A 16,597-nucleotide genomic window follows, 5' to 3' on the forward strand; every position below is an offset into this window, starting at 1 on the left:
AATTTAAGGGAAAACGTTTAAAAACAAAATCTTAAAATAATAAATATTTAGGCTAAGAGTAAAGAGAGCCTCCTATATAATAAGCATTTTATGCATATAGGGGGCTCTCTATATTTTTTCCAAAAATTAAGATAAATGTTGGAGGTAAAATTATGTATGATATAGCAATAATAGGGGCAGGCATAACTGGAAGTTCAATTGCAAGAGAATTATCTAAATACAATTTAAATACTGTAGTACTTGAAAAAGGTGTTGAAGTATGCCAAGGGACAACGAAGGCAAATAGTGCTATAGTACATGGGGGATTTGATGCAAAGATTGGAAGTCTAAAAGCAAAGCTAAATGTCAGAGGTAATGAATTATATCCAAGTTTATGCGAGGATTTAAGTGTAGAGTTTAAGCAAATTGGTTCTTTAGTACTTGCATTTGATGAAGATGAAAAAAGACATATAGAAGAACTTTATAATAGAGGAGTAAAGAATCATGTAAAGGGTCTTAGGTTGCTAGATCATGAAGAAGTAATTAACATAGAATCAAATGTAAATAAAAATGTAGTAGGAGCATTACTTTGTGAAAGTGCTGGAATAGTATGTCCATTTAATCTAAATGTGGCTTTAATGGAAAATGCAATAAACAATGGAGTAGAGTTAAAGCTTCAATCTGAAGTTTTAGATATAAGAAAAGATAATGAATACTTTAATATAGAATTAGCAAATAACAGTAATATAAAAGCAAAGTATGTAGTTAATGCCGCTGGAGTATACGCTGATAAAATAAATAACATGATAGGTGGAAATGAGTACTATATAACTGCGAGAAAAGGAGAGTACAAAATACTTGATAAATCTGAAGGTAAAATAGCAAATCATGTATTATTCCAATGTCCAACTACAAAAGGAAAAGGGGTACTTGTTACACAAACAGTACATGGTAATTTATTAGTTGGACCTAACGCTAATGAAGTTGAAGATAAAGATGATAAGAGTACAAGTAAAGATGGAATAAATGAAATAGTAGAAGCATCTAGAAAAACAATAGAAAATATAAACTACAGAAAGACTATAACATCATTTGCAGGTCTTAGAGCAACATCATCTACAGGAGACTTTTGTATATTTGCTTCTAAAGTGGCTAAAAACTTTATAAATGTAGGTGGAATAGAATCTCCAGGATTAGCATCTGCACCAGCAATAGCAGAGTATGTAATAGAAATACTTAAAGAAGAAGGTTTAGAGTTAGAAGAAAATAAAAACTTTAACCCAATAAGAAAGAAACATAAGCCATTTTCACATATGACAACAGAAGAAAGAAAAGAACTTATAAAAAGTGATGAAAGGTATAAGAAAATAATATGTAGATGTGAAAGTGTAACAGAAGGTGAGATTGTAGATGCAATAAATAGACCTTGTGGTGCAAGGACTGTTGATGGAGTAAAAAGAAGAGTTAGACCAGGAATGGGAATATGCCAAGGCGGTTTCTGCGGACCAAGAGTAATTGAGATAATAGCTAGAGAATTAAATATTCCTGTAGAAGAAGTGCTAAAGGATTATGATAATTCGGAGGTAGTATTAGGTAAAGTAAAAGAATTAAGGGGTGAGTTAGTTGAAATATAATGTTGTAGTTATTGGTGGAGGACCTGCTGGCCTAGGTGCAGCAGTTGAAGCGAAGAGAAATGGTGCAGGAAATGTTCTTATAATAGAAAGAGATAGAGAGCTTGGTGGAATACTTAACCAATGTATACATAACGGATTTGGGCTTCATGAATTTAAGGAAGAACTAACAGGTCCTGAATATGCAGGTAAATTTATAGAGATGGTTAAAGAAGAAAATATAGACTATATGTTAGATACTATGGTTTTAAATATAAATGAAGATAAAAGTATTGAAGCTATTGGAGAAGAAGGTCTTATAAATATTCAAGCAGATGCAATAGTTTTAGCTATGGGATGTAGAGAGAGAACAAGAGGTGCTATAGATATACCAGGTTACAGACCAGCTGGAGTATATACAGCAGGTGCAGCACAAAGATTAAGTAACATGGATGGATACATGGTAGGTAAAAAAATAGTTATTTATGGTTCTGGAGATATAGGTTTAATAATGGCTAGACGTATGACCTTAGAAGGCGCTAAAGTAAAGGCTGTAGTAGAAATAAATCCTCACTCAAGTGGACTTACTAGAAATATAGTACAATGCTTAGATGACTTTGGAATACCATTAAAACTAAGTACTTCTATAAGTTATATACATGGGAAGAACAGAGTAAGTGGGGTAACTCTTAGTAAGTTAGATCAAAATAGAAACCCTGTAAAAGGTGAAGATGAATTTATAGAATGTGATACAGTTTTATTATCAGTAGGTCTAATACCTGAAAATGAACTTAGTGTTGATGCCGGTGTTAAGTTAGATATGAGAACTAGTGGACCAATAGTGAATAATTCTATGCTAACTAATATAGATGGGGTATTTGCTTGTGGTAATGTTGTTCATGTTCATGATTTAGTTGACTTTGTTACTAAAGAAAGTAGAATAGCTGGTAAAAATGCAGCGAAGTACTGCTTAAACAAGTTAGAAAATAATGAAACTATAAATACAGTTGCAGGAGAAGGGATAGGATATATAGTCCCTCAAAATGTTGATACAAATAGTAATGAAGATATTAACTTATTTATGAGAGTAAGAAATATTTATAAAAATAAAAAGCTAGTAGTAAGAAGCAATGATGAAGTTGTTTTAGAAAAGAAAAGATTACATATGATACCATCAGAGATGGAAAGTATTAATATAAAAACTAATATATTGAAAAATATTACAGGTAATATAACTGTAAGTGTTGAGGAGGCTTAAATATGAGCGCAGTAGATACTTTAATTAAAACAGAGCTAACTTGTATAGTTTGTCCTATGGGATGCCATTTAAATGTAGAACAATTAGAAGAAGGATTCAAAGTAGAAGGAAATACTTGTAAAAGGGGAGAAAAGTACGCTGTACAAGAACTTACTAATCCTACAAGAGTTATAACTACGACAGTAAAGCTTGAAAACTCATACTTACAGTTACTGCCAGTTAAAACAGAAGACCCTATTCCAAAGGGAATGATATTTGATATTATGGAAGCGTTAGATAAGATTATAGTTAATGCTCCAGTTAAAGTGGGGGATGTAATAGTAGAAAATATTTTAGATACAGGCGTTAATGTAATAAGTGCAAAAACTATGGATGTAATGTAGTGTATGGGTGTATTTTAGAATAATTGTTTATTTGATGAAAGGGGTGAAGTGTGAATATAAAGTTTCTTACATGCAGATGAGAAGATGCTGCAAATATCAGTAACTTTATATTTCACATTTTCACATTGAGCAATTTGTAAGTGTTTATTCTAAGATACGTTTTATTTTTGTATGTATAATTAGAAATATGATTAATTTTTAGATTTTGATATTAGTTGTGTCATTGTTCCCATTGGACAGTAGATGCACCATGATCTTGGTTTGTATAAAATCATTGTGATTATGCCAAGTAGTGTAGATGTAACCATCATACTATAAAAACCAAATGCAAATTGAGCGATCCAAGGACTAGTCATAGATGTATTTACCCAGTTCCATGGAAGTTTGAATGTCCAAAATAATGTTATTACTTCCTTTACATTTGAAGCCCCACTGAATACTAAATAAGTATTGAATAACATAATTATAAACATAGTCATAAAAAAGGCTAAAAATCCATACCTAAAGTGTTTGCTTACCAAAAATCTAGGCATATCCTTATACCTAGATAATTTTAAATTATCACCTAGGATACTAAGTAGTTGACCTCTTCCACAATAGGAGTGACAATATTTTTTACCACCATTAAATGCAGATATTATCAATGGAACTAAGAAGCATATAAGCCCCAGCCAAGCAAATAAGATATTAAATAATCCTAAAGATAAATATAAAATGCTTAAAATCCATAGATAATTTTTAAAATTCGTTTTATTATTTTTCATATCTAATCATTTACCTCCATTTGCTTAATTTCTATGATTGATGCTGGGCATGCTTTAGCGCATTTTCCACAAGCAATACATTTTTTAGTGTCTATTTCAGCAACGATATCTTTATTTATTTTTATTATTTTGAAAGGACATACCTTTAAACAAGTACCACATGCAACACAAAACCTTGTGTCAATAAAAGCTTTTCTTTTTAATAGTGCCATGATATAACCTCCGAAATTTATATTATTTATGTTTAAAGGATATTATATTCAGAGTTATTATTCAGTGATATTGTCACATAGTGAATTACGTATAAATATTAAAAATTATAAGAATGAATTCATATAGGATATGTTACATGGAAAAAAATATGATGGCGTGGTTGGTAGATGTAGATGATGGGTATCGATACCTAATATAATAGTATTTTAATTAATAAATAAAATAATGGATAAGTAAGAATTATAGGGATAAGATGCTACAATCATGATGCAAATATACTTTTTGTCATAGATTTGAATAATATAAAAAATAAGATATAAGAATATAGATTAGATGAATTAGATAAAGATATTTTAGATAGTGAAGATAAAGATTATATAATTAAACATTTAAATGAATATTGTAAAAAATATATAAAAAAATAGTTTTATAGATGTTCTATATAAATTATATAAGAATGAGGATATATCTTTAGAGCAGCTTTGTAAGAAACAGTATTTGTCATTAAGACAATTTGAACGTAAAGTAAAGTCTATGACTGGATTTGCACCTAAAGAATTATCCACGATTTCTTTATTATTATGTCAAATTTTTACAATACAAGAAGATAAAATATGAGTATAATAAGTATAGGTTATTTTTAGGAGGAAATAAATATGATAAATAAAATAGGTAAAATAACTATATATGTAAATAACCAGGAAGAAGCTAGAAAGTTTTGGACTGAAAAGTTAAATTTCGTGGTTAAGTTTGAACGACAAATGGGTCCTAATATGACATGGTTAGAAGTTGGACCAAGTGAAAATGAGTTTACTACTTTTGTTTTATATGATAAGAAAATGATGCAGGCTCAAAACCCTTCTGCAAATGTAGGGCATCCATCTATATTATTAAGTACAGAAAATATAGAATCTGCTTATAATGATATGAAAAGTAATGGTGTTAAAGTTGGTGAATTAATGACAATGCCTTATGGGAAGATGTTCTCATTTAAGGACCAAGATGGAAATGATTATTTGCTTAGGGAAGATACATTTTAATAATAATTTTTAATAAAAATAACCTATTAGAGTAGGTTATTTTTTATTTGCATTTATTTACTTTAAGATATTACTGTCTTGAAAATCGTAACTTTAACATTAGCATTCTATAAAAAATATTTATTGTTTTACAATAAAAAAATATTGTTTTTTGATATTAAATTATTGACAAAGAATAAAAATGAGTTTAATATTAGAAACATATTAAGATAATAAAGCGAGGTAATAAAGATGAAAATAACTACAAATAGAAGTTCAAAGATTTTAAACAATATAGTGCTGGTAGGTATAGTTCTGACATTACTATTACTTATAGGAACTCCATTAGTATTAACTGCATTTTTTAAAACTCAATCATTAATAGAAGATTCAAATATAGTCAGTGTAATTACAGCTGCAATATATATTTGTGCAATACCATATGTGTATGCATTGATTTTATTAAAGAAATTATGTGAATTAGTAGCAAATAAAAATCCTTTTTCACCAAGAGTACCAGTTATTTCAAAAAAGATAGCTATGTGTGCATTTAGTGAAGTAATATTATTCAATGGTGTAACAATATTTTTATGTTATTTCTATGATATGTATTTATATGCTTTAACTATATTTCCATGTATTATAGTTTCATTTGTTTCAATAGCAATAGGCTTTATGAGTTTAGTTTCTTCAAAGCTATTTGAGATGGCAATAGAGATTAAAGATGAAAATGATAAAACAATATAAAGGAGATAGTTATGGCAATTATAGTAAATTTAGATGTAATGATGGCAAAGAGAAAAATGAGTGCGACAGAGTTATCTCAAAAACTTGGAATAACTTTAGCAAACCTATCAATATTAAAAAACAATAAGGCTAAAGCTGTTAGATTTACTACTTTAAACGAAATATGCAAAGCTCTAGATTGTCAGCCAGGTGATATTTTGGAGTATGTAGAAGATGAAGAGTAAAACAAGATGAATAGGGGGTAAAATGATTGGAATAGGAAATAGATTTAAAATTTTATTACTAGGGATAATAATACTTTGTACAAAATTATTTGGTTGTGAGGATGTTTTTTTTAATAATTGTATAGATGTTATTAAAGAGAATTGGGATACACAAATACCAATACCTACAAAAGAGATATTTCATGAAAGTAGTTCTGTTAGTTTTCATGGCGATGGAGAAAGGTACCATGTATTTGAATATGAGAATGAAGAAGATATAATAAATTCATCGATACAGTGGATTGATTCTAGAGATAATTCAATTAATGCTAAAGTTAAAGATATAATATATGATTTAGAAATTTCTAAGGAATTTAGACCTAATATAAAGGATAAATATAAGTTTTATACTATAAGCAAAGATGATAACTCGAATCTATATCTATTATATATACAAGGAACTAGCCGAATTTTTATAGCAGAAGATATATTTTAATAAGTAAAGAAAAATTAAAGGAATATTTATAATGAAGAAAAAGATTATTATTTCAATTTTAATAATATCTATAGTAATATTGGGCATTTTTTCTTTTAAAGCAAACTTTTCTAGAAGTTATCATCATGCTTTTACTAAATCGACAGATTTAAGTAAAGAAAATGTTGAAGGAATATATTTAAATGATGAGATTGACAGCGAAAAAATAGTTTCTAAATATAGAAAAATATCAGATTTTAGTCGTGATAATAGTTTATATAATTACTACTTTTTAAGAAAAGGCATTGAAGTGACAACGAATAAAGATGAAAATAAAATAATAAGATTTATTGTTAATGATAAAAATTTAAAGACTGAAAAAGGAATAAAAGTTGGAGATAAAAATGATAAAATAATTGAATTGTATGGCGATAATTACTATAGCCGTATAGAACAAGGAACTAATATTATAGGATATGTAGATAAAGAAAAAGATTATTCAATAGAGTTTTGGTTAGGAGAAGAAGGCGTTATTTTTTATAGATTTGATTATACATTTATGGGGTGAGTAGTATAAGCTAAGTAAGTAATTAATATTTTACTGAAAAGTCTTATTTATATTATGTAAGTGAAGGGACTGAATATGAAAAATATAGATGATAGATGGGTGCAAAGGTTAATATGTATATGTCAAATTACTTATATTTTATTATATTTAACTAATGTAATTGGCATTATTACTAGTTTGAACGTTTATACTGGATTTTCAGTATGTGTATCAATTAACACGGTTACCGTAATTTTAAATATATACTATATTATAAAATCACTTAAAGATAAAATAGGTATTAAACTTTCATTAATATTTATAACATTATTACAAATATTATTTACATCGTTTATTTACTTACTTCCAGAGGCAGGAATAGATCCTCTAATTAAGTTATGGCAGTGAATACTATATAATTAATATATAGAATAAATAATAAGTTATTCGATGAGGTAAAGATATGGAAGAAATAAAATTTTATACTAAGAATAAATTAATCAAGTTAATACTATCAATGATAATATTAGATATTTTAATTATTATATTCTACAAGACTGGAAATGTATTAATGGGAGCAACTTATACATATCATTCGTGGGTGGATGTAGTTTATGTAGCTATATGTAGTAGCATTTTAACTTTAGTAGTACTTTTACTTAGAATAAAAACTAATAAAAATTGTTGGATTAAATTAGTTTTAGATATACTATTAGGTTTTACAATTGTAATTTCGCTATTCATTGGTTATTTTATTGTTGTATTTACATATACACCAGAGCACAGAGATGGTATATATATAGCACAAGTAAATGCTGGATTAGGCCATCATACTAGAATTGATTATTATGAAGATATAAATATATTTATTATGAAAAGAGCTAATAAAGAGTCTGAAATTTACGATGGTAGTTATGATAGATATGTTAAATAAATGTAAAATATCAGAAAATTAGTTGCATAAAATAAGGTAGATGTATATAATAATAAGAAATAAAAGAATTCCCTTGAAGGGGAGTAGCTTTCACATTAAATGTGATAATCAATCGTCAGATCGGAGTAAAATCCCGGTTGATTAGCGAGTACATAAACTTGTTAGCAAGACCTTCAGAGTAGATTACAATTTCTACTTTGGCGGTCTTTTTTTATTTGTAAAATTTAAGTTTTGGAGGGATATATATGTTTTACAAAAAAACAAGTGAGGAAGTAATAAGGCATCTAAATAGTAAGATGGAAGGCTTGTCTCAAGATAAAGCTAAAAAAAGATTAGCGGAAAATGGATATAACGAATTAGAAGAAAAATCAAAGACTCCAACATGGAAACTTTTTGTAGAGAGTTTTAAAGACCCTTTAGTTGTAATACTTTTAATAGCTGCATTAGTTCAAATATTTTTAGGTGAAGTAGTTGAATCAATTATAATATTTTCTGTATTAATATTAAACTCTATACTAGGGGTGGTTCAAACTAAGAAGGCAGAAGGCTCTTTAGCAAGTTTAAAACAATTATCAGTTCCGAATGCGAAAGTAATAAGAGATGATGTAAAAATAACAATACCATCTAGAGAGTTAGTACCAGGAGATATAGTAATTCTTGAAGCTGGAGATTATGTACCTGCTGATGGTAGAATTATTGAAGCACAAACATTTAAGGTGGTAGAAGGGATGTTAACTGGTGAATCAGAACCAGTACTAAAGCATGAGAACTCGATAGATGAAGAATGTGCATTAGGTGATCAAAAGAATATGGTATTTAGTGGCTCTATGGTTGTTTATGGTAGAGCGATATATATAGTGACTGGATGTGGTATGAATACTGAAGTTGGCAAAATAGCAAACTTACTAGATACTGCTGAAAGCAAGGAAACACCACTTCAAAAAAAGCTAGATGAATTTGGCAAAAAACTTGGGATAGGTATAGTTGGATTATCAGCTTTAATATTTGGAGTTCAAGTTTACAGAGGTGGAAATATAGTAGATTCATTTATGTTTGCAATAGCTATAGCAGTTGCAGCAATACCAGAAGCTTTATCATCAATAGTTACAATTGTATTAGCAATGGGAACAAATACTATGGCTAAAAAACAAGCTGTAATAAGAAAATTGCCAGCTGTTGAAACTTTAGGTTCAACAAGTGTTATATGTACTGATAAAACAGGAACGCTTACTCAAAACAAAATGACCGTGGTAGATTTCTATATGTATGGAGTTAAAAAACTTGCTTTAGCGGATAATACACGAGGTCAAGAAATAGCTTTAACTGATATAGAGTCAAGTCAAGAGTTTACATTAACACTAGCATCTACACTTTGCAATGATTCGGATATTACAGGTGAAGGTGTAGAAATAGGTGATCCAACAGAGGTAGCACTTATAGATTATGTAAGCAAAAATAATATAAATTATAAAAAACTAAGAGAAAAATATAACAGACTTAATGAGTTACCATTTGATAGTGATAGAAAGCTCATGTCTACTGTAAATAAGATTGATGATAATATATTAATGTTTACCAAAGGTGCACCAGATGTTGTACTTAGTAGATGTAAATATGCGCTAAATGATGGTGAATTAGTACCAATAAATGAAGAAATAATTAATGATTACAAAAATGCAAATGAAGGATTTTCTAAGAAAGCACTTAGAGTACTTGCTTTCGCTACTAAAAAAATAGATGATGAAAACTTTGTTCCATCAATAGAAGATGAAAATGAATTAACTTTAATAGGTTTAATGGCGATGATAGATCCTCCAAGAGAAGAGGTATATGATGCAGTAAAAGAAGCTAAAGAATCAGGAATAAAAACTGTAATGATAACTGGTGATCATAAAACTACTGCATCAGCAATAGCAAAAGATATAGGAATTATGATTAATGGGGATTTAGCACTAACAGGACAGGAATTAGATGCTTTAAGTGAAGAAGAGTTAGATAAAAATTTAGAACATATATCAGTGTACGCAAGAGTTTCACCAGAGAATAAAATAAGAATAGTAAAAGCATGGCAAAGAAAAGGAAAAATAACGGCTATGACAGGTGATGGAGTTAATGATGCTCCTGCATTAAAACAAGCGGATATAGGAATTGGTATGGGAAGTGGTACAGAGGTTGCAAAAGATGCATCTGCGATGGTACTTCTTGATGATAATTTCTCTACAATAGTAAATGCAGTTGAAATAGGTAGAACAGTTTATAGTAATATTAAGAAGTCAATAACTTATCTATTCTCAGGAAACTTAGGGGGAATAATAGCAATACTATTTGCAGTAATGGCGGATTGGAATAATCCATTTACAACACTGCAATTATTATTTATAAACCTAGTAACAGATTCATTACCAGCAATAGCACTTGGACTTGAACAGCCTGAAAAGGGAATAATGAAAAATCCTCCAAGAAATCCACATGAAAGTATATTATCCGGAGGAACTTTAACAAGTGTATTAAAAAGAGGTACTATAATAGGTATGGTTACAATACTTGCTCAGTATATAGGCATGAAAGAGTCTCCAGAGTTAGGTACAGCGATGGCATTTGCTACACTTACTTTGTCAAGAATAATTCAAACATTTGCTTCAAGATCTAACACTGAAACTATATTTAAATTAGGATTTACAAGTAACAAGTATGCTTTAGGTTCAGTAATAGTTTGTTTAGGCATGTTTGGATTAACATTAGTTCCATTTATGAGAGATATATTTGCAATACCAGCATCTTATGGATTAAGTAGCTTTGTAACTTGTTTTGGATTGGCAGTTTTTGCAATGATAGTCATGGAAGTTAGTAAATTAATTAAAAGTAATTAATCAAAGCATATTAAATTACTCATTGTTAATTTAAAATACAAAGTAATTGATATACGTAAAAATTATAAGAATTAGGTCTATTTTAAAATATAAAATTTATTTTAAGATAGATCTTTTTTATTTTTATAAAAATAAAAAAGTTGAAACTTTTAGTACTAGATAAAACGTCTATATATATGAGAGGTAAATAGGGATGATAAAATTATCAAGCTTAGTATAAAGAAATTATAAAATTATTTATTATGAAATAAAATGAGATGGGGGAAGATAAAAATTGAAGAAGTTTACAATTTTTATAGAAATAATATCTTGGATGGGACTATTAATTACAGTATATGGAATTATTAAAATGTTTTAGATTATTTACAATATAAATAGATTTATTAAGTAATACATATTATAAAATAAAGAATGACCTGTTATCAAGGTCATTCTTTATTTTATAATATGTATTTTAAGTATTACTTTTATAAATTAATGCTTTTTCATTAGTATTAACATTAACTAAATTGATTTCTAGATTGTTAAAGTCGATTTCTCCATCTTTATAAGTTATAGGAACATAAAACGAATTACTTTCACCAATAGGATTTATAAAAAATATATCCTCAAAGTTAACAGATTTTACCCTTATGATATAATCATCCTGAATAAAATTTCCATTTTCAGTAGTAAAGTTAAGTAAACTATAATTATTTTTTATAAGTAAACTTTTAGTATCTATATTTATGTTATTTATATTTACTTTATTATTAAGAATGTGATAACCATTATTAGTGTTTGTAGATTTTTTTAATTTAGATTTACCATCTGAATAAAGCTTTTTTTGTTTCTTTATGTCTTTTAACTTTACTTCATAGGTTACATCAAAGGAATAACCTTTGGGGGTGTTTAAAAAATTAATCGTTAGAAACTCTTTTTTATAGTCAGAAATAAATGATTCTTTTATTATATAATTATCTAAAGGTTTATGATTAGAATTATTAGAATGCAAAATCACGTTTAAAGTAACTGTATTCTCTGGAAGTGGTGATTTATCTAATGTTTCAACAGTATATTTAGTTAGTATGTAATTTTCGTATAGTGTGGATTCGCGTATATCTACACTATAATTTTCAACTTCTATAGTATCAGATAGAGAAGTCAAAGTTGAGGCAGAAATAAATTTTTTTTCTATAATATTACATCCGATAAGAAAAATACTTATAATTGCAAACGCTAATAAAATTATGTTTCTTTTTTTCATTTTACCTCCTTAGATTACATTTTATATAAGCATATTCTAAGTAACTATTTTTTTAAGATCCATTTTCTTTTGAATTGTAATTTACAAATAGTGTATTTTTAGATATGGATACTTTATTTAATTACTTATAAATTAATGATATATAAATATATTATATATTATAATAATAGAAAATTTACCATAAACATGTTTACATTTTATTACAAATAAACTTCAAAAAATGAAAAAAATAAGGGAAAATGATTTAATTCTATTCTTGTTATAAATATTATAATTGTATATGTTCTTCTAACTTTATAAGAGCTTCTTTAATTCTTTTTTCTCTTGTTTCGGATTTCTTTGCACTAGATATCCATTGAAAGTATTTTCTTTTGCTTGAATAAGATAAAGAGTTATAGAAGGTGAATGCTATTATATTATCTTCTAGTCTAGTTTTGAAATCATTTGAAAGTTCTATATCTCTTACTTCTTCATCTTTTTCTTCATGCTTTTTTAATATAGTTTCAAATGTATAATTCATATTAATTTCCTCCAAGAAACCTATAATCATATTATATATTTCTAAATTTATAAAGATATTATAACTTATATAATGTAAAACTGATGCTTTTTTATTAATGAGAAATAATAAAATTAAATTTTTATATTGACATTAACGTTGCGTAAACCTTTATTATTAAATTGTCAGGAGGTTAATATATGGAATATACAATTAAGAGTTTAGCACAACTGGCAGGTGTTAGTGTGAGGACACTAAGATACTATGATGAAATTGGACTGTTAAAGCCTTGTAGAATTAACTCATCTGGTTATCGTATTTATGGCGAAAAAGAGGTAGACTTATTGCAGCAAATTTTATTTTATAAATCAATGGATATGAAGCTAGAAGAAATTTCCCAGGCAATTTATCAACCAAATTTTGATATTTGTCAGGCTCTTGAAGTACATTATAAAGAATTGATTTCTAAAAAAAATCAGATAGAGAAATTAATTTTAACAGTTGAAAGAACATTAGCATATAAAAAAGGAGAAATAGAAATGTCAAATAAAGAAAAATTTGAAGGATTCAAAAAAGAGAAAATAGCTGAAAATGAAGCCAAATATGGGGAAGAAATAAGAGAAAAGTATGGTAAAGAAACTGTAGAAAAGTCAAATGAAAAGCTTCTAAACTTAAGCGAAGAAGACTTTAATAATATGCAAACAATTGAAGATGAAATGTTTAAATTATTAAGTGAAGTAATAAAAACAAAAGATCTAGGTTCGGAAGATGCTAGAAAAGTATATGAAAAGCATAGAGAATGGTTAAGTTTTTCATGGCCAAAGTATACTCCACAAGCACATGCTGGATTAGCTATGATGTATGTAGCTGATGAGAGATTTGCAAAATACTATAATGATAGAGTAGGAGAAGAAGCTGCTCAAGTATTACATGATTGTATAGTTAAATATGCTAAATAATTAGAAATATATTGAGATATTGACAGTTAATTTATAAATAAAATAAAAGTTGTTGGAAGTTAAGATAACCAGCAACTTTTATTTTGTTAACAACTTTTTCATATTTTTTATTAAGATTGTTAAATTTTAAAAGTTTACAACATTGTAATTTAAAGGTTTTTTCATTGATACAGTCAGATGTAACTGATATTATAAGTTTATTACTTAACAATGAGGGGGATATTATGAGTCTAAATGAACAAAAATTTGAATTACTATGTCAAGGAGACAGTAGATTATTAAAGATAAATGCAACTAGAGGAGAACTTTTTAGAGTCGAGGCAGGGTCAATGGTGGCAATGACTCCAACATTTGAACTTAAAGTTAAAGCAGGAAGTATAGGAAAAATGTTTGGAAGAGTAATGTCAGGAGAGTCTGCATTACTTCAAGAATATAGAGCTACATCTGATGGAGAAATATTACTAGCACCAACAGGTTCAGGAGATATTACTAAGGTGGAGTTAGATGGAAGTAAGCAGTACAGAATAAGTAATGGTAATTTTTTAGCTTGTACTGAAGGAATTACCTTAGAGGCTAAGGCAAAGGTTAAAGGAATTTTTGGTAGTGGAGAAGGTATATTTGGATTGAGAACAGTAGGGAAAGGGACTTTATTTGTAAACTCTTGTGGATCTATACATAAAATTAATCTTAATATAGGTGAAGAGTATATTGTAGATTCAACTCACTTAGTTTTATGGGAAAATGAAATGGAATTTTCTACAGAATTAGCTGGTGGAGGGTTAGCATCTTCTTTCTTAAGTGGAGAAGGCTTTGTAGCTAGATTTAGGGGGCCAGGTCAAATTTGGATTCAAACTAGAAAGCCTATAGTAGTAGCTTCTAATGGTTAAATTGTATAATTAAACAGTGTTATTTATCATGATTAAAAGGAGCAAACTTTATGAATATATTATCATCAATGTATATAGATGCACATTCTCATTTGGATTTTTATGGTAAAAATATAGAAAGGGCTATAAAAGATATAAATAATAATCAGATATTAACACTAGCTATGAGCATGGATATAGAAAGTTATAATAAAAATAAAGTATACGCAAAGAAAAGTAAATATATAAAACCTTGTTTTGGGATACATCCATGGAAAGCTCATGAATTTAAAAATAGATTAACTACCTTAATACCGTATATTGAGGAAAGTGAAATAATTGGTGAAATCGGACTTGATTTTATATGGTCTGAAGGTAGTCATACATATACAAAACAAAGAGAAGTATTTTACTTTATATTAGAAGAGAGTGTAAAGCGAAATAAAGTTATAAATTTACATACAAAAGGGGCAGAAGATGAAATATATAATGCTCTTAAAAAATACGATTATAGTAAAGCTATTATACATTGGTATAGTGGTGATTTAAAAACTTTAGATAAATATATAAATCTTGGATGTTATTTTACTATAAGTGTAGATTTAGGGTATAGTGATATAACTAATAAGATCTTGGATAGAATTCCAATGGAAAGGTTATTAGTTGAAACTGATGGACCAGAAGCTTTAGAATGGGTAAATGGAGAATATGCTTATCCATCTATTATAAAAGATCTAGTTAAAAAAATATGCAATTATAAAAGTTTAAGTTTACATGAATTAAATAAATTGATAGAAGATAATTATAATAGTATAATGAGTTTATAAATTTTAAGATATACTTTATATAAATTATATTGGTATAATAGTTACTATAGTTTAGTGGAGGTATATTATGAAATTAAGTGAGTTAGTAAACTATGCAGAAAATAATGCAGATAAAATTATAGTAAATTCGATTATAAAAGATGATAGTGAAACATTAAATAAATTTGTTATTAATATTATAGGAGATTTACTAAATGGAGTAAATTTAGACAATGAGTATAGAAAACAAGCTATAAACAATCTTAATAATTATGATGAAAAAGAATTAGGTAATTTAGGTACATATATTTGCTTAATACCTTATGTTCAGTCTGTTTTAAGTAATCAAAATGATTGGGAAGCTAAAGTTACTTCATTTATAGAAAATTTAATAAGCTATATTATAGGACTAATAAGCAAGGATGAATTTCTTAATAATTTATTAGAAATGAGAAATATACTAAAAATATCAGAGAATTTCTACTGTGGTTTAGTAAAGTATTTTGCTTTATATAAAGAATATATAACTAAATCTGCTATAGAAAAAATAAAGTAAAAGATGAGGATGATCCTCATCTTTTTTATAATAAATAAATTGTATAAATATAATTATAAAACGCAAAGAAAATGATAATTAATATCATTTACAACGGAAGATTAGAGTGATATTATTATATTAAATTAATATCAAGGGGGAAATTATTTATGAACAATAAAATAAACATAATATATTGGAGTGGTACAGGAAATACAGAACTTATGGCTCAATCAATTTATGAAGGAAGTTCAAAAAATGAAAATGTTAGATTAATCTCTGTTGACAAAGCAAATGTTGATGATGTAAAAGAAGCAGATATATTATTCTTAGGTTGTCCATCCATGGGAAATGAAGTATTAGAAGAAACTGAAATGGAACCTTTTATGGAAAGTATATCTAATGACATAAAAGGTAAAAAGATAGTATTATTCGGATCTTATGGATGGGGAGATGGAGAATGGATGCAAGATTGGGAAGAAAGAATAAGAAAGTGTGGGTGAGAACTGATTGAAGACAGTATTATATCTAATGAAGCACCATCATCAGAAGAAATTGAATATCTTTCAAGTTTAGCGGAAAAGTACTCTTGTGCTTTACAAAATAATTAAAATATAAATAAAGCTTCTACTTTAAAATAAATATTAAGATAATTACTAGAGTAGGTATAATAAAAGTTTGCTA

The 16,597-nt window shown here is 27.5% G+C and carries 20 protein-coding genes; 16 read left to right on the forward strand and 4 right to left on the reverse strand.

Going from position 1 to position 16,597, the window contains the following annotated elements:
- Positions 1 to 152 precede the first annotated feature (152 nt).
- Genes H8923_RS05550 through H8923_RS05560 form a run of 3 tightly spaced genes read left to right on the forward strand, consistent with a single transcriptional unit; the run spans position 153 to position 3,230 of the window.
- The gene (locus H8923_RS05550; RefSeq protein WP_153972140.1) at positions 153 to 1,613 is read left to right on the forward strand and encodes an NAD(P)/FAD-dependent oxidoreductase; all 1,461 of its coding nucleotides are present in this window, start codon (positions 153 to 155) and stop codon (positions 1,611 to 1,613) included.
- Positions 1,603 to 2,847, forward strand: coding sequence for an NAD(P)/FAD-dependent oxidoreductase (locus tag H8923_RS05555; protein WP_153972139.1), 1,245 nt, complete (start codon positions 1,603 to 1,605; stop codon positions 2,845 to 2,847). Before H8923_RS05550 ends, H8923_RS05555 begins: the two co-directional genes overlap by 11 nt.
- A gap of 2 nt (positions 2,848 to 2,849) precedes the next feature.
- On the forward strand, positions 2,850 to 3,230 hold the full coding sequence (locus tag H8923_RS05560; RefSeq protein ID WP_153972138.1) for a DUF1667 domain-containing protein: 381 nt from the start codon (positions 2,850 to 2,852) through the stop codon (positions 3,228 to 3,230).
- Positions 3,231 to 3,421: 191 nt separating this feature from the next.
- Here H8923_RS05560 and H8923_RS05565 read toward each other — a convergent pair whose 3' ends face one another.
- Both H8923_RS05565 and H8923_RS05570 read right to left on the reverse strand, forming a co-directional pair.
- Positions 3,422 to 3,994, reverse strand: coding sequence for a 4Fe-4S binding protein (locus tag H8923_RS05565; protein WP_153972137.1), 573 nt, complete (start codon positions 3,992 to 3,994; stop codon positions 3,422 to 3,424).
- A gap of 2 nt (positions 3,995 to 3,996) precedes the next feature.
- Positions 3,997 to 4,206: a 4Fe-4S dicluster domain-containing protein gene (locus H8923_RS05570; protein ID WP_153972136.1), complete on the reverse strand. Its 210-nt coding sequence runs from the start codon at positions 4,204 to 4,206 to the stop codon at positions 3,997 to 3,999.
- 657 nt (positions 4,207 to 4,863) lie between these two features.
- Here H8923_RS05570 and H8923_RS05575 point away from each other — a divergent pair.
- The 8 genes from H8923_RS05575 to H8923_RS05610 all read left to right on the forward strand — a co-directional run bounded on the left by H8923_RS05575 (position 4,864) and on the right by H8923_RS05610 (position 11,002).
- Positions 4,864 to 5,247, forward strand: coding sequence for a VOC family protein (locus H8923_RS05575; protein ID WP_153972135.1), 384 nt, complete (start codon positions 4,864 to 4,866; stop codon positions 5,245 to 5,247).
- 231 nt (positions 5,248 to 5,478) lie between these two features.
- Entirely contained in the window at positions 5,479 to 5,973 is a 495-nt protein-coding gene (locus tag H8923_RS05580) for a DUF2975 domain-containing protein (RefSeq protein ID WP_153972134.1), read from the forward strand.
- An 11-nt stretch (positions 5,974 to 5,984) separates the two neighbouring features.
- Positions 5,985 to 6,197, forward strand: coding sequence for a helix-turn-helix domain-containing protein (locus H8923_RS05585; protein ID WP_153972133.1), 213 nt, complete (start codon positions 5,985 to 5,987; stop codon positions 6,195 to 6,197).
- Positions 6,198 to 6,219: 22 nt separating this feature from the next.
- Positions 6,220 to 6,672 (forward strand): hypothetical protein, encoded by a 453-nt coding sequence (locus tag H8923_RS05590; protein WP_153972132.1) that lies wholly within the window; start codon positions 6,220 to 6,222, stop codon positions 6,670 to 6,672.
- Positions 6,673 to 6,703: 31 nt separating this feature from the next.
- Positions 6,704 to 7,219, forward strand: coding sequence for a hypothetical protein (locus H8923_RS05595; RefSeq protein WP_153972131.1), 516 nt, complete (start codon positions 6,704 to 6,706; stop codon positions 7,217 to 7,219).
- A gap of 75 nt (positions 7,220 to 7,294) precedes the next feature.
- On the forward strand, positions 7,295 to 7,606 hold the full coding sequence (locus H8923_RS05600; protein WP_153972130.1) for a hypothetical protein: 312 nt from the start codon (positions 7,295 to 7,297) through the stop codon (positions 7,604 to 7,606).
- A gap of 55 nt (positions 7,607 to 7,661) precedes the next feature.
- Positions 7,662 to 8,132 (forward strand): hypothetical protein, encoded by a 471-nt coding sequence (locus H8923_RS05605; RefSeq protein WP_153972129.1) that lies wholly within the window; start codon positions 7,662 to 7,664, stop codon positions 8,130 to 8,132.
- Between the two features lie 245 nt (positions 8,133 to 8,377).
- The gene (locus tag H8923_RS05610) at positions 8,378 to 11,002 is read left to right on the forward strand and encodes a cation-translocating P-type ATPase (protein ID WP_153972128.1); all 2,625 of its coding nucleotides are present in this window, start codon (positions 8,378 to 8,380) and stop codon (positions 11,000 to 11,002) included.
- Between the two features lie 454 nt (positions 11,003 to 11,456).
- Here H8923_RS05610 and H8923_RS05615 read toward each other — a convergent pair whose 3' ends face one another.
- Together H8923_RS05615 and H8923_RS05620 are read right to left on the reverse strand one after the other, a co-directional pair.
- Positions 11,457 to 12,248, reverse strand: coding sequence for a hypothetical protein (locus tag H8923_RS05615; protein ID WP_153972127.1), 792 nt, complete (start codon positions 12,246 to 12,248; stop codon positions 11,457 to 11,459).
- 268 nt (positions 12,249 to 12,516) lie between these two features.
- Entirely contained in the window at positions 12,517 to 12,768 is a 252-nt protein-coding gene (locus H8923_RS05620; RefSeq protein ID WP_172976736.1) for a YdeI/OmpD-associated family protein, read from the reverse strand.
- A gap of 179 nt (positions 12,769 to 12,947) precedes the next feature.
- Here H8923_RS05620 and H8923_RS05625 point away from each other — a divergent pair, with 179 nt between their 5' ends.
- The 5 genes from H8923_RS05625 (at position 12,948) to H8923_RS05645 (ending at position 16,416) form a co-directional block, all read left to right on the forward strand.
- Positions 12,948 to 13,706, forward strand: a complete 759-nt coding sequence (locus H8923_RS05625; protein ID WP_153972125.1) for a MerR family transcriptional regulator — start codon at positions 12,948 to 12,950, stop codon at positions 13,704 to 13,706.
- Between the two features lie 224 nt (positions 13,707 to 13,930).
- Entirely contained in the window at positions 13,931 to 14,593 is a 663-nt protein-coding gene (locus H8923_RS05630) for a TIGR00266 family protein (protein ID WP_153972124.1), read from the forward strand.
- Positions 14,594 to 14,643: 50 nt separating this feature from the next.
- On the forward strand, positions 14,644 to 15,399 hold the full coding sequence (locus H8923_RS05635) for a TatD family hydrolase (protein ID WP_243139957.1): 756 nt from the start codon (positions 14,644 to 14,646) through the stop codon (positions 15,397 to 15,399).
- Positions 15,400 to 15,466: 67 nt separating this feature from the next.
- A complete protein-coding gene (locus tag H8923_RS05640) occupies positions 15,467 to 15,934 on the forward strand; it encodes a hypothetical protein (RefSeq protein ID WP_153972123.1) in 468 nt (155 codons plus the stop codon).
- A gap of 149 nt (positions 15,935 to 16,083) precedes the next feature.
- Positions 16,084 to 16,416: a flavodoxin domain-containing protein gene (locus H8923_RS05645; RefSeq protein ID WP_153972122.1), complete on the forward strand. Its 333-nt coding sequence runs from the start codon at positions 16,084 to 16,086 to the stop codon at positions 16,414 to 16,416.
- The last annotated feature ends 181 nt before the right edge of the window (positions 16,417 to 16,597 follow it).

The sequence above is a fragment of the Romboutsia faecis genome, assembly GCF_014323405.1.
In the GTDB taxonomy this organism is placed as follows: domain Bacteria; phylum Bacillota; class Clostridia; order Peptostreptococcales; family Peptostreptococcaceae; genus Romboutsia_E; species Romboutsia_E faecis.

Excerpts from the sequence above, each read along its gene's own strand:
- H8923_RS05630 (WP_153972124.1), top strand. The coding sequence starts at position 13,931 with ATGAGTCTAAATGAACAAAAATTTGAATTACTATGTCAAGGAGACAGT.
- H8923_RS05585 (WP_153972133.1), top strand. The coding sequence starts at position 5,985 with ATGGCAATTATAGTAAATTTAGATGTAATGATGGCAAAGAGAAAAATG.
- H8923_RS05580 (WP_153972134.1), top strand. The coding sequence starts at position 5,479 with ATGAAAATAACTACAAATAGAAGTTCAAAGATTTTAAACAATATAGTG.
- H8923_RS05570 (WP_153972136.1), bottom strand. The coding sequence starts at position 4,206 with ATGGCACTATTAAAAAGAAAAGCTTTTATTGACACAAGGTTTTGTGTT.
- H8923_RS05615 (WP_153972127.1), bottom strand. The coding sequence starts at position 12,248 with ATGAAAAAAAGAAACATAATTTTATTAGCGTTTGCAATTATAAGTATT.
- H8923_RS05595 (WP_153972131.1), top strand. The coding sequence starts at position 6,704 with ATGAAGAAAAAGATTATTATTTCAATTTTAATAATATCTATAGTAATA.
- H8923_RS05550 (WP_153972140.1), top strand. The coding sequence starts at position 153 with ATGTATGATATAGCAATAATAGGGGCAGGCATAACTGGAAGTTCAATT.
- H8923_RS05620 (WP_172976736.1), bottom strand. The coding sequence starts at position 12,768 with ATGAATTATACATTTGAAACTATATTAAAAAAGCATGAAGAAAAAGAT.
- H8923_RS05575 (WP_153972135.1), top strand. The coding sequence starts at position 4,864 with ATGATAAATAAAATAGGTAAAATAACTATATATGTAAATAACCAGGAA.
- H8923_RS05565 (WP_153972137.1), bottom strand. The coding sequence starts at position 3,994 with ATGAAAAATAATAAAACGAATTTTAAAAATTATCTATGGATTTTAAGC.
- H8923_RS05560 (WP_153972138.1), top strand. The coding sequence starts at position 2,850 with ATGAGCGCAGTAGATACTTTAATTAAAACAGAGCTAACTTGTATAGTT.
- H8923_RS05645 (WP_153972122.1), top strand. The coding sequence starts at position 16,084 with ATGAACAATAAAATAAACATAATATATTGGAGTGGTACAGGAAATACA.
- H8923_RS05625 (WP_153972125.1), top strand. The coding sequence starts at position 12,948 with ATGGAATATACAATTAAGAGTTTAGCACAACTGGCAGGTGTTAGTGTG.
- H8923_RS05600 (WP_153972130.1), top strand. The coding sequence starts at position 7,295 with ATGAAAAATATAGATGATAGATGGGTGCAAAGGTTAATATGTATATGT.
- H8923_RS05640 (WP_153972123.1), top strand. The coding sequence starts at position 15,467 with ATGAAATTAAGTGAGTTAGTAAACTATGCAGAAAATAATGCAGATAAA.
- H8923_RS05610 (WP_153972128.1), top strand. The coding sequence starts at position 8,378 with ATGTTTTACAAAAAAACAAGTGAGGAAGTAATAAGGCATCTAAATAGT.
- H8923_RS05605 (WP_153972129.1), top strand. The coding sequence starts at position 7,662 with ATGGAAGAAATAAAATTTTATACTAAGAATAAATTAATCAAGTTAATA.
- H8923_RS05590 (WP_153972132.1), top strand. The coding sequence starts at position 6,220 with ATGATTGGAATAGGAAATAGATTTAAAATTTTATTACTAGGGATAATA.
- H8923_RS05635 (WP_243139957.1), top strand. The coding sequence starts at position 14,644 with ATGAATATATTATCATCAATGTATATAGATGCACATTCTCATTTGGAT.